Origin of the sequence: Variovorax soli, from assembly GCF_031454625.1 — a bacterium.
Lineage (GTDB): Bacteria > Pseudomonadota > Gammaproteobacteria > Burkholderiales > Burkholderiaceae_C > Variovorax > Variovorax soli_A.
This window is the reverse complement of record NZ_JAVDRF010000006.1, coordinates 48,489-62,975: the sequence shown is the minus strand read 5'-3', so window position 1 is coordinate 62,975 and position 14,487 is coordinate 48,489. Positions and strand designations below refer to the sequence as shown.

The following is a 14,487-nucleotide window of genomic DNA, read 5'->3' as shown; positions in this document are numbered from 1 at the left end:
GTCTTGATGACTGACGCCTGTGGCAAGCTAGCGGCCCCATGCCGCGCACCCTGAACGCCCTCCTGGCGCTGAGCCTGCTTGTCGCCCTGGCCAGCCCAGCGCAGGCGCTGCCGGCCTTCGAAGAGGTGAAGCGCGGCTTCCGCCCCTCCGACATCCAGGTGCTCGACCGCGATGGCGAGCTGCTGCAGCGCGTGCGCACCGACGCCCGTGCGCGCCGAGGTCGGTGGACCCCGCTGGCCGAGGTCTCGCCGGCCCTGCGCACCGCCATGCTGCTGAGCGAGGACAAACGCTTCTACGAGCACAGCGGCGTCGATTGGCGGGCCGTATCAGCCGCCGCCTGGGGGAATCTGTGGAACACACGCACGCGCGGCGCCTCCACCATCACCATGCAGCTCGCCGGCCTGCTCGACGATGAGTTGCGCCGCGGCAGCGGCGGGCGCGATCTGGCGCAGAAGCTGGGGCAGACGGTGGCGGCGCGGCAGCTCGAACGCCAGTGGCGCAAGGACCAGATCCTCGAGGCCTATCTCAACACCGTCCCCTTCCGCGGCGAGATCGTCGGCATCGATGCACTCTCCCGCACGCTCTTCGGCAAGGCCCCGCATGGCATGGATGCGCGCGAGGCCGCGGTGGCGGCGGCGCTGGTGCGCGCGCCCAATGCGAAGCCGGCCCTGGTCGCGCAGCGCGCCTGCGAAATGATGCGCGCCATGGAGACCGGGGCCAGGGTCGATTGCGAGGCGCTGGAGATGTTCGCGAGCGCAGCCCTGCAACGCAGGGCCTTCGAAGCGAGCGAAGGCATCGCGCCGCACCTTGCGCGACAGGCGTTGAAAGAGCTCGAGGTTTCGTCGAGCGCCCATGCCCCCGCTCCGGACCTCGTCCGCACCACGCTGCGGGCGCCGCTGCAACGCTTTGCGCTCACGACCTTGCAGCGTCATTTGAAGGAGCTGCGCGGCCGCAATGTCGAAGACGGCGCGCTGGTCGTGCTCGACAACGCCAGCGGCGAGGTGCTGGCCTGGGTCGGCTCCTCCGGCGCGCTGAGCCGCGCGGCCGAGGTCGACGGCGTGCTGGCGCCACGCCAGCCGGGCTCCACGCTCAAGCCCTTTCTTTACGCGCAGGCGATCGCCGAGGGCAGGCTCACCGCGGCTTCGCTGCTCGACGATTCCTCGGCGCAAATCAGCACCGCCAGCGGTCTCTACATTCCGCAGAACTACGACCGGCAGTTCAAGGGCCGCGTGTCGGTGCGCACCGCGCTGGCAGCCTCGCTCAACGTGCCCGCGGTGCGCACGCTGGTCATGGTGTCGCCCGAGGCATTCGCGCACCAGTTGCGCGCGGCGGGCATGGGGCTGGCTCAGAACGGGGACTATTACGGGTACAGCCTGGCGCTGGGGAGCGCGGAAGTGTCGCTGCTGGGGTTGGCGAACGGGTATCGGACGCTGGCGAATGGAGGGACGTTCGGGGCGACCCGACTCCTGGAGCCGCGCATGCCGCCATCCCGACCTTCTCCCGATGGGCGAAGGAGCAACGCCCCGGCGATCGATCCGCGTGCGAGCTTCATCGTCGGCGACATCCTGAGCGATGCCAATGCGCGCGCCCCCACCTTCGGCCTCGACAGCGTGCTCGGCACGCGCTTCTGGAGCGCAGTGAAGACCGGCACCAGCAAGGACATGCGCGACAACTGGGCGGTCGGCTGGTCCGAGCACTACACGGTGGGCGTGTGGGTGGGCAATGCGAGCGGCGCGCCGATGTGGGACGTGAGCGGCACCAGCGGCGCCGCGCCCGTATGGGCCGAGCTGATGGGCTTCCTGCACCGCCGCGAAGCCAGCCATGCGCCCGTGGCGCCGCCGGGCTTGGTGCGCATGCACGTGCGTTTCGGCGACGAACTCGAGGCGGCGCGCGACGAATGGTTCATCGCCGGCACCGAGCAGGCGCGCTTCGAGCTGCCGGCCGTCCCGGCCGGCGCCGAGCAAGCACCGCGCATCATCGCGCCCGCGGACGGGACCATCGTCGCGCTCGACCCCGACATCCCCCCGCGCCACCAGCGCGTGCGATTCGAGGCCCAGGGCAGCGGCCTCGCCTGGCGCATCGACGGCAAGCCCTTCGCCCGCAGCGCCAGCGCGCAGTGGCTGCCATGGCCCGGCCGGCATGTGGTGGAGCTGCTCGATGCGCGCGGCCGGGTGATGGACCAGGTCAGGCTCGAAGTGCGCGGCGCGGGCGTGAAGAGCGCCGGGGCACGGTAGCGGCGCAGCACGCACGCCATTCAGCCGCACGACCTGCCCGGTCTCCAGCGAAATGCAATAGCAATGGAGTCGGGCGGACAACACGCCTGCCGATTGGATGCGCCCCGATAATCGGGACCCCCAGTGCACCCCAGAAGGAGACCTCGCGTGCCCGACCTTTCCCGGATCACTTGCATCGAAGACCTGCGAGTGATCGCCCAGTCGCGCGTGCCGCGCATGTTCTACGACTACGCCGACTCCGGCGCCTGGACCGAAGGCACCTACCGCGCGAACGAAGCCGACTTCCAGAAGATCAAGCTGCGCCAGCGCGTCGCCGTGAACATGGAAGGCCGCTCGACCCGCAGCACCATGATCGGCCAGGAAGTCGCGATGCCGGTGGCCATCGCGCCCACCGGCCTCACAGGCATGCAGCACGCCGATGGCGAGATCCTGGGCGCGCGCGCGGCCAAGGCCTTCGGCATTCCCTTCACGCTCTCGACCATGAGCATCTGCTCGCTGGAGGACATCGCGGAACACACCGGCGGCCATCCGTTCTGGTTCCAGCTCTACGTGATGCGCGACCGCGACTTCATCGAGCGGCTGATCGAGCGCGCCAAGGCCGCCAACGTCTCGGCGCTGCAGCTCACGCTCGACCTGCAGATCCTGGGTCAGCGGCACAAGGACATCAAGAATGGCCTGACGGCGCCGCCCAAGCCCACGCTCAGGAACCTCATCGACCTGGCGACCAAACCGCGCTGGTGCATGGGCATGCTGGGCACCAGGCGGCGCAGCTTCGGCAACATCGTCGGCCATGCCAAGGGCGTGGGGGACCTGTCGTCGCTGTCCTCGTGGACGGCCGAGCAGTTCGACCCGGCATTGAGCTGGGCCGACGTGGAATGGATCAAGAAGCTGTGGGGCGGGCCGCTGATCCTGAAGGGCCTCATGGACGTGGAAGATGCGCGCCTGGCGGCATCCAGCGGGGCCGATGCACTGATCGTGTCCAACCACGGCGGGCGCCAGCTCGATGGCGCGCCCTCCTCCATCGACGCGTTGCCGGCGATCGCAGAGGCGGTGGGCACGGAGATCGAGGTCTGGATGGACGGCGGCATCCGCAGCGGGCAGGACGTGCTGAAGGCACGCGCGCTGGGCGCGCGCGGCACGCTCATCGGGCGCAGCTTTCTCTACGGCCTGGGCGCCTTCGGCGAGGCCGGCGTGACGCGCGCGCTGCAGATCATCCAGAAGGAACTCGACCTCACGATGGCCTTCTGCGGACGCACGCAGATCGACGAGGTGGATTCGAGCATCCTGGTGCCGGGGACCTTCTAGAGGTCCGATCCCTTCCGTGTGACCCGGGCCGAGGCGCGGGTAAGCCCTCGACCGACAGCGAGATGGCACGCCACGACGCAGAATCGATCGGGCCAAAAACAACACGCCCAAGACCCGATCATGAGTGCAGTCACACCCGTCCCCGGGCCATCCCGGCAGCCCGCAAGCCACTACACCTCCGAAGAAAAACGACGCAGGATCTTCGCCATCGTCGGCGCCTCCTCCGGCAACCTGGTCGAGTGGTTCGACTTCTACGTCTACGCCTTCTCGGCCATCTACTTCGCCTCTTCCTTCTTCCCGAAGTCCAACCCCACGGTCCAGCTGCTCAATACCGCGGGCGTGTTCGCCGCCGGCTTCCTGATGCGGCCGATCGGCGGCTGGCTGTTCGGCCGCATTGCCGACCGCAAGGGACGCAAGACTTCGATGGTCATCTCGGTCACGATGATGTGCGCGGGCTCGCTGGCCATCGCCTGCCTGCCGACCTACGAACGCATCGGCGCCTGGGCGCCGGCGCTGCTGCTGGTCGCCCGGCTGTTCCAGGGCCTCTCGGTCGGCGGCGAGTACGGCACCACCGCCACCTACATGAGCGAGGTCGCGCTCAAGGGGCAGCGCGGCTTCTTCTCGTCCTTCCAGTACGTCACGCTGATCGGCGGCCAGCTGCTTGCGGTGCTGGTGATCGTGGTCCTCGAGCAATTGCTGAGCGAGGCCGAGCTCAAGGCCTGGGGCTGGCGCATCCCCTTCGTGATCGGCGCCTTCACTGCCGTGGTGGCGATGCAGCTGCGCCGCCAGTTGCACGAGACCTCGAGCTCCGAGAGCCGCGGCAACAAGGAGGCCGGCACGCTCGCCGGCCTGTTCCGCCACCACAAGGCGGCCTTCTTCACGGTGCTGGGCTTCACCGCCGGCGGTTCGCTGATTTTCTACACCTTCACGACTTACATGCAGAAGTACCTGGTCAACACGGTGGGGCTGCCGATCAAGACCACCAGTTACGTGATGACCTGCGCCCTGTTCGTCTACATGTGCCTGCAGCCCGTCTTCGGCGCGCTGTCGGACCGCATCGGCCGGCGCAACAACATGCTGCTGTTCGGCGCGCTGGGTGCTCTTTCGACGGTGCCCATCCTCACGGCCTTGCAACGCGTGACGAATCCGGTGGCGGCCTTCGCGCTCATCATCTTGGCGCTGGCGATCGTCAGCTTCTACACCTCGATCAGCGGCATCGTGAAGGCCGAGATGTTCCCGACCGAAGTGCGTGCCCTCGGCGTGGGCCTGGCCTACGCGGTGGCCAACGCGATCTTCGGCGGCTCGGCCGAGTACGTCGCGCTGGGTCTCAAGGCGCTGGGCTATGAGACTGCCTTCTTCTGGTACGTCACGGCGATGATGGCGATCGTGTTTCTGGTGAGCTGGCGCTTGCCGCCGGAGGCGCGTTACCTGCATCACGACCATTGAATCCCGATCCGGCCTCCTAGTCGCCCAGCAGCTCCCCGATCGGCTGCAGGTCCTCCACACGATCGCAGACGGCCTTCACGACCATCATGATCGGGATGCCCAGCAGCAGGCCCCAGATGCCCCAGAGCCAGCCCCAGAAGATCACGCCCACGAACACCGCCACCGGGTTCATGCGGCTGGTGCGGCTGGTGAGCCAGGGCACCAGCAGATTGCCGACCAGGGTATGGATCAGCAGCGAGATGCCGCCGACCAGAAGCGCCATGTGGATGGTGTTGAACTGCAGAAAGGCGACCAGCCCGGCGGTGGCCATGACGATCACCGAGCCGATGTAGGGAATCAGGTTGGTCAGCGCCGCGAGAATGCCCCACACGGCCGCGTTCCCCAGTCCGAGGGCCCAGAAGGCCAGGCCGGTGGCCACGCCGACCACGGCGCTGGTGAAGATCTGCACCAGCAGGTAGCGCTCGATCTGTTGCGTGATGTCGTCCAGCACATGCACCGTGATCCTCTTCTTCTGCAGGCTGGGCCCCGTGATCTTCACCAGCTTGCGCCTGAAGGTGTCGCCCGAGCCGAGCGCGAAGTACGTGAGGAAGGCCACCAGCGTGAGCTGCCCCGCGGCGGCGATCAGGCCCACGGTGCCGCTCAAGAGGTAGTCGCGCACGTCGAAGGGCGGCCGCTCGATGACCACGCGCGCCACGCCGCGGCGGGAGGCCACCTTGGCCGAGTTCTCGTCCGCCGCCTGCTCCAGCTGCTGGGCCGCCTTTTGCACCGTGTCGAGCGCGCTGGGATCACTGGCCCGGGTGCCGCTGCGCATCGCCATGCGCAGCTTCTGCGCCGCGACCGGTAGCGAATCGAGCAGCTCGGTCGCGCTGCCGGAGAGCGTGTAGCCGGTCCATCCGACCCCGCCGCCGAGCCCGATGAGGATCACCGCAGCGCCGATCCAACGGGAGATCCTCCAGCGCTCCAGCAGGTCGACCAGCGGCTCGAGGGCGTAGGTCAGGAGCAGGCTCAGCATCAGCGGCACGAACACGGCCTTGGCCCAGTGCAGCGTGAACACCACGCCGAGCACGCTGAGCACGACCAGCGCGGCGCTGCGCACGTCGACCGGCATTTCAAGCAGCACGCGCTCCGGCTCGGGGGCGGCCTCCGGCGGCTCCGGCTCGAGCGTCGGCTCCTGCTTCGCCTCGGGCTCGGGCTCGGTTGGCGGCTGGGGCCGCTCGACCTTCTTCTGCTCGACGTCTTCGTTCATCGCGGATCCTTGAGCACCTCGCGCACCGCCGCCAGCTGGCGCCGTGATACCACCACCGGCTCCGGGATGGCGTCGAGTCGCAGCGCCCAGCCCTCGGCGTCTTCGCCGTCGTCGTACTTCTCGAGGGCGCGGATCGCGTGGCGCGCCACCAGGGCATTGCGGTGCACGCGCACGAAGCGCGCCGGATAGCGTTCCTCGAACTCGGCCAGCGAGCCATCGTAGATATGGCTGCGCGCCGCCGTGCGCACCGTGAGGTACTTGAACTCGGACTTGAGATAGAGCACCTCGGACAGCAGCACCCGCTCGGTCCGGCCGCGGTCCTGGATCAGCAGCACCTCCTGCTGCACGTCGGCCAGAGGACCGCGCTGCTCCCGAAGCCAGCGCTCCACCTTCTGCAGCGCCTGCTGCAGCCGCTCGGCCCGCACCGGCTTGGTCAGGTAGTCGACGGCCTCGAGGTCGAAGGCGGTCACGGCATGGGCCGCGTGGGCGGTGACGAACACCACCGCCGGCGCAGCGGCGCGCTGGCGCAGGCTGCGCGCCAGCTCGATACCGTCGATTCCGGGCATGTGGATGTCGAGCAGCACCAGGTCGAGGTCCTGGGTGAGCAACTGCGCCTGCGCGTCGGCGCCGTTGGAGGCCTCGGCCACCACCTCCGCCCCCGGCGCGCGGCAATCCGCCAGCAGCGTGCGCAGGCGCGACCGGGCCAGCGTTTCGTCGTCGACGATGAGGGTGCGAAGAAGATGCATGGACTTCTCAGGTTCCGACGGGAATGGCAATGCGTACGCGGTAGGCCTTCTGGTCCATGCCGGCGCTGAACTGCGCCTGCACGTCGTGCAGCAGGCGCAGCCGGTCGCGCACGTTGTCCAGGGCGATGCCGTGGCCGCGCGGCAGGGGCTCGTCGGCCCAGCGCAGGGGCGGCAGGCTGTTGACCACCTCGATCACCGCCATGCCGCCACGGCGCTCGGTGCGGATCCGCACCTTCGCGCCCTCTGGACTGGGCTCGACGCCATGCTTCACCGCGTTCTCGACCAGCGGCTGCAGCAGCAACGGCGGCAGCCGGGCCTCGTTGGCCGCGGGATCGATGTCCCAGCGAATGCGCAAACGGTCGCCGAAGCGCACCTGCTCGATCGCCAGGTAGCGCTCGGCCAGCGCGATCTCGTCGGCCAGCGTGACCGATTCGCCCGCATCCGCCAGGGCGTGGCGGAACAGCTCGCTCAGGTCTTCCAGCATCGCCTCGGCCTTGGCCGGCTCTTCTCGCACCAGTGCGATGGCACTGTTCAGGGTGTTGAAGAGAAAGTGCGGGCGGATGCGCGACTGCAGCTCCTCCAGCCGCGCGGTCGTGGCCGCCGGCGTCTGGCCACGCGCGCGCAGCACCAGCGCGACCATCACCAGCGCCGCGATCATGGCGCCGGCCAGGGCGCTCGCGAGCCATGGCGCGTTGCCCACGACGCCGGTCAGCCGCAGCAGCCCGCAGCCGTAGAGGGCCGACAGCGCCCCCAGGAGCACACCGGCGCCGTACTGCCCGGGGTGCGGCAGGCGCCCCAGCAGCTTCTTGAGCCAGCAGGCCGCGAGCAGCCACAGCAGCGCGGCCGGCAGGGCGCCGCCGGTCACGGTGGCCAGCAGCATCAGCCACTCGGCAGCCGTGGGCGCCTGGAACAGCGTGACGACGGCCACCACCGCCTCGACGAACATCACGGTGCGCAGCACCACACCGATCTGGCAGGCATCGAACAGCGCGACATCGGCGCGCACCGGTGCGCGGGCCCGTGCCTGGGGCGGCGCCTGGGGGGTGGTCGATAAAATCGATGGGTTGCGCATCAAGCAGACATCGGGTGCAAACCCATTATTGCCTCCCAACCGGCTCACCCCATGACCCACAACCAACTCGACAAGAAATCCGAAGCCTGGTCCGCCCTGTTCTCCGAACCCATGAGCGACCTGGTGAAGCGCTACACCGCGAGTGTCTTCTTCGACAAGCGGCTGTGGCAGGCCGACATCCAGGGCTCGCTGGCGCACGCAGGCATGCTGGCAGCGCGGGGCATCATCGGCGCCGAGGACCACGCGGCCATCGAGCGCGGCATGGCGCAGATCCAAGGCGAAATCGAGTCCGGCGCCTTCGACTGGAAACTCGAACTCGAGGACGTGCACCTGAACATCGAGGCCCGCCTCACCCAGCTGGTCGGCGACGCCGGCAAGCGCCTGCACACCGGCCGCAGCCGAAACGACCAGGTGGCCACCGACGTGCGCCTCTGGCTGCGCGGCGAGATCGACCTGATCGACGCGCTGCTGGCCGACCTGCAGAAGTCGCTGCTGGCCATCGCCGAGAAGAACGCCGAGGTGATCCTGCCGGGCTTCACGCACCTGCAAGTGGCGCAGCCGGTGAGCTTCGGCCATCACATGCTGGCCTACGTCGAGATGTTCGCGAGGGATGCCGAGCGCATGGCCGACGTGCGCGGCCGCGTCAATCGTCTGCCGCTGGGCGCCGCCGCGTTGGCCGGCACCAGCTACCCGCTGGACCGCGAGCTCGTGGCCCGCACGCTGGGCATGGACGGGGTGTGCGAGAACAGCCTGGACGCGGTGAGCGACCGCGACTTCGCGATCGAGTTCAGCGCCGCGGCGGCGCTGGCGATGGTGCACATCAGCCGGCTCAGCGAGGAGCTCGTGCTCTGGACCAGCCAGGCCTTCGGCTTCATCGACATCGCCGACCGCTTCTGCACCGGCAGCTCGATCATGCCGCAGAAGAAGAACCCGGACGTGCCCGAGCTGGCTCGCGGCAAGACCGGCCGCGTGGTGGGCCACCTGATGGGCCTGATCACGCTCATGAAGGGCCAGCCGCTGGCCTACAACAAGGACAACCAGGAGGACAAGGAGCCGCTGTTCGACACCGTCGACACGCTGAAGGACACGCTGCGCATCTTTGCCGAGATGGTGGGCGGCATCACGGTCAAGCCCGAGGCGATGGAAAACGCCGCGCTGCGCGGCTACGCGACGGCCACCGACCTGGCCGACTACCTGGTAAAGAAGGGCCTGCCCTTCCGCGACGCGCACGAGACCGTGGCGCACGCGGTCAAGGCGGCGATCTCGCACAAGGTGGATCTGTCGGAGCTGCCGCTGTCGGTGCTGCAGACTTTCCATCCGAAGATCGAGAAGGACGTCTACGATGTGCTGAGCCTGCGGGGATCGCTGCATGCGCGCAACATCCTAGGCGGCACGGCGCCTGCGCAGGTGCGCAAGCAGATCGCACGGCATCGCGCCCGGCTGGGCTGAGAAATATTTGGGGTTTACCCCAAATATCGCCTGAAGCCTTTTCTGGCTCTCGTTCGGACGCTATCAATTGGATAGCAACTGCGCCAGCAAGCACACCCTAGGGCGTAAGCCTATGCCGTAAGCTTTGTGGCCAGTTGTAAAACTGTAGTGCTAAAGTTTGGCATTGCATTGCAGCAAAGTGCCCGGCAACCTGTGTTGCCGAAGCACGCCAGCCGACCGAATCCCATGGAACAAGCACCCTGCGTCGTCGTCATCCTCAGCTTCAATTCCGCCTCGATCATCCGGGAGACCGTGTCGCAGGCGAAGAAGGTGAGCCCGAAGGTCTTCGTGGTCGACTCGCATTCGTCCGACAACACCGTCGCCATCCTCGAGGAACTGGGCTGCACCGTGGTGCAGCGGCCCTTCTCCAACTACAGCGACCAGCGCAACTGGGCGATCTCCCAGGTCGAGGGTTCCTACGGCTGGCAATTGCACCTCGATGCCGACGAGGTGCTGGACGAGCAGGCCGTGGGCGAGATCCGCGCCCTGCTCGCCGGCACGCCGCGCTTCGACGCCTACATGCTGCGCCGGCGCGACTACTTCATGGGCAAGATGCTGCGCTTCTCGGGCGTCAACCCCTGGCACCTGCGGCTGTTCCGCTCGGGCGCGGGGCGCTGTGAGTCGCGCCTCTACGACCAGCACTTCATCAGCAGTGCAACGCCGGGGCGCCTGGAGGGCTTCATGCACGACAAGAACTCGGCGCGGCTTACCGACTGGATCAGCAGCCACAACCGCTGGAGCGATGCCGAGGCCAAGGAGAAGCTGGGCCCGCGCCTCGCCGCCGACAACGTGCTCAAGCCGCGCCTGATGGGCGATGCGCGCGAGCGCACGCGCTTCATCAAGGAGCTCTACTACAAGCTGCCGACCGGCCTGCGCTCGCTCGGCTATTTCGTCTATCGCTACGTCTTCCGGCTCGGCTTCCTCGACGGCACCACCGGCTTCTATTTCGCTTTCTTCCAGGCCTTGTGGTTCCGTATGCTGGTCGACGCGAAGATGTACGAGCAGCGCGCAGCGCAGCGCCCGGCGCCTGAACTGAAGGCCAAGGCCACCCACCCGATTCCCCCAATGGAGTGATCTCGCAACATGCGGCAATACAACGCTTCCAAGAAAGTCCTGGTCACCGGCGGCGCCGGCTTCCTGGGCAGCCATCTGTGCGACCGGCTCATCGCGCAGGGCCACGACGTCCTGTGCGTGGACAACTTCTTCACCGGCACCAAGCGCAACATCGAACACCTGCTGGGCCATCCCCGCTTCGAGCTGATGCGTCACGACGTGACCTTCCCGCTCTACGTCGAGGTGGACGAGATCTTCAACCTGGCCTGCCCGGCCTCGCCCATCCACTACCAGCACGACCCGGTGCAGACCACCAAGACCAGCGTGCACGGCGCGATCAACATGCTGGGCCTGGCCAAGCGGGTACGCGCCAAGATCCTGCAGGCGTCCACCAGCGAGGTCTACGGCGACCCCGAGATCCATCCGCAGGTCGAAGCCTACTGGGGCCGCGTCAATCCGATCGGCCTCCGCAGCTGCTACGACGAGGGCAAGCGCTGCGCCGAGACGCTGTTCTTCGACTACCACCGCCAGCACAAGCTGCGCATCAAGGTCGTGCGCATCTTCAACACCTACGGCCCGCGCATGCACATGAACGACGGGCGCGTGGTGTCCAACTTCATCGTGCAGGCGCTCAAGGGCGAGGACATCACCATCTACGGCGACGGCCAGCAGACGCGCAGCTTCTGCTACGTGGACGACCTGGTGGAGGCAATGCTGCGCATGATGGCCACCGGCGACGAGGTGCCGGGCCCGATCAACATCGGCAACCCGGGCGAGTTCTCGATGCTGGAGCTGGCCAACAAGGTGATCGAGCTCACCGGCTCCAGGAGCCAGCTGATGCGCATGCCGCTGCCGGCGGACGATCCCAAGCAGCGCCGCCCCGACATCAGCCTGGCCCAGCAGGAGCTCGACGGCTGGGCGCCGAAGACCCAGCTCGAGGAAGGCCTCAAGAAGACCATCGCCTATTTCGACAAGGCACTCTCCGAATCAACTTCAGACTGAACGCATGAACGTCACCATCATCGGTACCGGCTACGTCGGCCTCGTCACCGGCGCCTGTCTCGCGGACATCGGCAACAACGTGCTGTGCATGGACCTCGACACGCGCAAGATCGACACCCTCAACGCGGGCGGCATTCCGATCTACGAGCCCGGCCTCGGCGAGCTCGTCGAATCGAACGCGGCGGCGAAGCGCCTGAGCTTCACGACCGACATCGAGGCCTCGGTGGCGCACGGCGAGGTCCAGTTCATCGCCGTGGGCACCCCGCCCGACGAGGACGGCAGCGCCGACCTGCAGTACGTGCTGGCAGCGGCACGCAACATCGGCAAGTACATGAACGGCTTCAAGGTCGTGGTCGACAAGTCGACGGTGCCGGTGGGCACGGCCGACAAGGTCGCGGCCGTGATCCAGGAGGAACTCGACAAGCGCGGCCGCACGGACCTGCGCTTCTCGGTGGTGAGCAACCCCGAGTTTCTGAAGGAAGGCGCGGCGGTCGAGGACTTCATGCGGCCCGACCGCATCGTCATCGGCTACAGCGACGACGAGGACGGCCGCGAAGCCCTCGCCGCGATGCGCAAGCTGTACGCGCCCTTCAATCGCAACCACGAGCGCACCCGGGTGATGGACGTGCGCTCCGCCGAGTTCACCAAGTACGCGGCCAACGCGATGCTGGCCACCCGCATCAGCTTCATGAACGAGCTGGCCAACCTGGCCGACCGCGTGGGCGCAGACATCGAGGCCGTGCGCCAGGGCATCGGCTCCGACCCGCGCATCGGCTACAGCTTTCTCTACGCAGGCACGGGCTACGGCGGCAGCTGCTTCCCGAAGGACATCCAGGCGCTCACGCGCATCGCACGCGACAACGGCCAGACGCTGCGGGTGCTGGAGTCGGTCGAGGAGGTGAACGACGAGCAGAAGCGCGTGCTGACGCAGAAGGTGCTCGACCGATTCGGCCCCGACCTCAGCGATCGCAGCTTCGCGCTGTGGGGCCTCGCCTTCAAGCCCAACACCGACGACATGCGCGAGGCTCCGAGCCGCGTGGTGCTGGACGCGCTGCTGCGCGCCGGCGCGCGCGTGGTGGCGCACGATCCGATCGCGGTCGACGAGACCCGGCGCGTGCTGCAACTCGACTTCGCCGATGCGCCGGCGCTGCTGGAGCGCGTCAGCTTCTCCTCGGCCAAGGATCCGATGGAGGTGCTGGCCGGCACGGACGCGCTGATCATCGTCACCGAATGGAAGGCCTACCGCAGCCCCAACCTGGAGCGGCTCAAGGCGCTGATGAAGTCGCCGGTGATCTTCGACGGCCGCAACCTCTACGAGCCCGGCGTCATGAAGGAAGCCGGCGTCGTCTACCAGGGCATCGGGCGCAACAGCCTCTGAGCGCGCGCCACCATCGCCCGGCAGCGTGTTCTACGCCATCCCCCTCGAGAGCCGGCCGAGCTGGCGCAGCCCGCCCTGGATGACGGTGCTGCTCATCCTGGTGAACATGCTGGTTTTCTGGGGACCGCAGCGCGCGGAAGACAAGGCGCAGGCGCAAGCCGCGCAGTTCTACCTGCAGAGCAGCCTGCCGACGCTGGAGCTGCCGCCCTTCGTTGCCTGGCTTCAGGAGACCGGCTCGCCGCGCGCGGCAGTGGCCCGGCGCCTGCTGGCGCGCGAAGGCCATGCCGAGTTGCTCGAAGGCCTGCAGCAGGAGCAGGGCTTCCTGCGCAAGCTGCACGCGGACCAGGTCATCACGCGGGGCCATCCGCAATACGCAAACTGGAAGCGCGAGCGGCAGCGCTACGAGGCCCTGCTGCCGCCGCCCTTCACCACGCGCTGGGCGCAGGACCACGACGCGGATGCCGAATTCAAGCCCTGGACCTGGCTCACGTCGGCCTTCCTGCATGGCAGCAACGGTCACCTGCTGGGCAACATGCTCTTCCTCTTTCTTTTCGGCTTCTCGGTGGAGCTGGCGCTGGGCGGAGGCCTTTACCTGGGGTTCTACCTGCTGGGTGCGGTCGGCGCCTCGGCGCTCGCGGCCTGGGCCTATGCGGGCCAGGGCGGCTACGGGCTGGGCGCCTCGGGCGCGGTGTCGGCGCTGATGGGCATGTACGCCGTGATGTACCGGCTGCGGCGCATTCGCTTTTTCTATCAGCTCTTCTTCTACTTCAACTACGTCACGGCGCCGGCGCTGATCCTGCTGCCGGCCTGGATCGCCAACGAATTGCTGCAGCATGCCGTCGGCGGCAAGGGAATCGCCTACATGGCGCACCTGGGCGGGCTGCTGACCGGCGCGCTGCTGATGGCCATCGCGATGCGTTGGCGCCGGCTGCGCCTGCCAGAGGCGTCGCCCAAGCAAGCGCCGGACCCTTTCGAGCAGCATGTGACCGCGGCGCGGCGGCTGGCCGGCGAGATGAAGTTCGAGCCGGCCTGCGCGCAGTGGCGCGCCGCCGCGAAGCTGCGCCCGGACGATGCGGACACGCTGCGCGCCTGGTTCAACACCGCCAGGCTCTGGCCCGCCGGCGAGGACTTTCATCGTGCGGCACACCGCATCTTCCGGCTCCGGCCGCAGGACCCTGCCACGCTGGAATTGCAGCATGCGAGCTACAAGATCTACCTCGATCACGCCAAGCCGGGTGCGCGCCTGCGGCCCGAAGACATGGCGCGGCTGGCGCGCCGCTTCACGCGCGCTCAGCAGTTCGCCGATGCCGAGCGGCTGTGCCACGCACTGATGAAGACGGCGCCGGCGCATCCGGAGCTGGCCGAGACCGTCACGTTGTGCGCCAGCGGACTGATGCAGGCGGGCCAGCGCGAACAGGCGCTCGGCTGGCTGCCGCATCTGTTGCGGCTGGCGCCGGAGGACATGGTGACGCGGATGCTCCAGAAGGCCTGAACGACTTGCGCCCTGCCTCCAAGCG

General features: G+C 68.0%; 11 protein-coding genes. 8 read left to right on the top strand and 3 right to left on the bottom strand.

Annotation, left to right across the window (positions count from 1 at the left end):
• Window positions 1–38: 38 nt before the first annotated feature.
• From pbpC to J2739_RS15450, 3 genes are all read left to right on the top strand, one after another.
• On the top strand, window positions 39–2,234 hold the full coding sequence (gene pbpC / locus J2739_RS15460; RefSeq protein WP_309903157.1) for a penicillin-binding protein 1C: 2,196 nt from the start codon (window positions 39–41) through the stop codon (window positions 2,232–2,234).
• Between the two features lie 147 nt (window positions 2,235–2,381).
• Entirely contained in the window at window positions 2,382–3,539 is a 1,158-nt protein-coding gene (locus tag J2739_RS15455) for an alpha-hydroxy acid oxidase (protein WP_309903155.1), read from the top strand.
• A 120-nt stretch (window positions 3,540–3,659) separates the two neighbouring features.
• Window positions 3,660–4,985 (top strand): MFS family transporter, encoded by a 1,326-nt coding sequence (locus J2739_RS15450; RefSeq protein ID WP_309903153.1) that lies wholly within the window; start codon window positions 3,660–3,662, stop codon window positions 4,983–4,985.
• Between the two features lie 16 nt (window positions 4,986–5,001).
• Here the strand turns inward: J2739_RS15450 and J2739_RS15445 are convergent, their stop codons facing one another.
• Genes J2739_RS15445 through J2739_RS15435 form a run of 3 tightly spaced genes read right to left on the bottom strand, consistent with a single transcriptional unit; the run spans window position 5,002 to window position 8,049 of the window.
• Complete coding sequence (locus tag J2739_RS15445; protein WP_309903151.1) at window positions 5,002–6,231, bottom strand: AI-2E family transporter; 1,230 nt, start codon at window positions 6,229–6,231, stop codon at window positions 5,002–5,004.
• On the bottom strand, window positions 6,228–6,977 hold the full coding sequence (locus J2739_RS15440; protein ID WP_309903149.1) for a LytR/AlgR family response regulator transcription factor: 750 nt from the start codon (window positions 6,975–6,977) through the stop codon (window positions 6,228–6,230). The genes J2739_RS15445 and J2739_RS15440 overlap by 4 nt, the downstream gene beginning before the upstream one ends.
• A 7-nt stretch (window positions 6,978–6,984) precedes the next feature.
• Window positions 6,985–8,049, bottom strand: a complete 1,065-nt coding sequence (locus J2739_RS15435) for a sensor histidine kinase (RefSeq protein ID WP_309903147.1) — start codon at window positions 8,047–8,049, stop codon at window positions 6,985–6,987.
• Window positions 8,050–8,100: 51 nt separating this feature from the next.
• Between J2739_RS15435 and argH the strand changes: the two genes are divergently transcribed.
• The 5 genes from argH (at window position 8,101) to J2739_RS15410 (ending at window position 14,462) form a co-directional block, all read left to right on the top strand.
• Entirely contained in the window at window positions 8,101–9,498 is a 1,398-nt protein-coding gene (gene argH / locus J2739_RS15430; protein WP_309903145.1) for an argininosuccinate lyase, read from the top strand.
• A gap of 225 nt (window positions 9,499–9,723) precedes the next feature.
• The gene (locus J2739_RS15425) at window positions 9,724–10,611 is read left to right on the top strand and encodes a glycosyltransferase family 2 protein (RefSeq protein ID WP_309903143.1); all 888 of its coding nucleotides are present in this window, start codon (window positions 9,724–9,726) and stop codon (window positions 10,609–10,611) included.
• Window positions 10,612–10,620: 9 nt separating this feature from the next.
• A complete protein-coding gene (locus J2739_RS15420; RefSeq protein WP_309903141.1) occupies window positions 10,621–11,592 on the top strand; it encodes a UDP-glucuronic acid decarboxylase family protein in 972 nt (323 codons plus the stop codon).
• Between the two features lie 4 nt (window positions 11,593–11,596).
• Entirely contained in the window at window positions 11,597–12,970 is a 1,374-nt protein-coding gene (locus J2739_RS15415) for a UDP-glucose dehydrogenase family protein (RefSeq protein WP_309903139.1), read from the top strand.
• Between the two features lie 25 nt (window positions 12,971–12,995).
• Entirely contained in the window at window positions 12,996–14,462 is a 1,467-nt protein-coding gene (locus tag J2739_RS15410) for a rhomboid family intramembrane serine protease (RefSeq protein WP_309903137.1), read from the top strand.
• Window positions 14,463–14,487: the final 25 nt, after the last annotated feature.

What these genes read in the sequence shown, in the direction of transcription:
- J2739_RS15420 (WP_309903141.1), top strand. Translation starts at nt 10,621, where the DNA reads ATGCGGCAATACAACGCTTCCAAGAAAGTCCTGGTCACCGGCGGCGCC.
- pbpC (WP_309903157.1), top strand. Translation starts at nt 39, where the DNA reads ATGCCGCGCACCCTGAACGCCCTCCTGGCGCTGAGCCTGCTTGTCGCC.
- J2739_RS15450 (WP_309903153.1), top strand. Translation starts at nt 3,660, where the DNA reads ATGAGTGCAGTCACACCCGTCCCCGGGCCATCCCGGCAGCCCGCAAGC.
- argH (WP_309903145.1), top strand. Translation starts at nt 8,101, where the DNA reads ATGACCCACAACCAACTCGACAAGAAATCCGAAGCCTGGTCCGCCCTG.
- J2739_RS15435 (WP_309903147.1), bottom strand. Translation starts at nt 8,049, where the DNA reads ATGCGCAACCCATCGATTTTATCGACCACCCCCCAGGCGCCGCCCCAG.
- J2739_RS15415 (WP_309903139.1), top strand. Translation starts at nt 11,597, where the DNA reads ATGAACGTCACCATCATCGGTACCGGCTACGTCGGCCTCGTCACCGGC.
- J2739_RS15440 (WP_309903149.1), bottom strand. Translation starts at nt 6,977, where the DNA reads ATGCATCTTCTTCGCACCCTCATCGTCGACGACGAAACGCTGGCCCGG.
- J2739_RS15445 (WP_309903151.1), bottom strand. Translation starts at nt 6,231, where the DNA reads ATGAACGAAGACGTCGAGCAGAAGAAGGTCGAGCGGCCCCAGCCGCCA.
- J2739_RS15425 (WP_309903143.1), top strand. Translation starts at nt 9,724, where the DNA reads ATGGAACAAGCACCCTGCGTCGTCGTCATCCTCAGCTTCAATTCCGCC.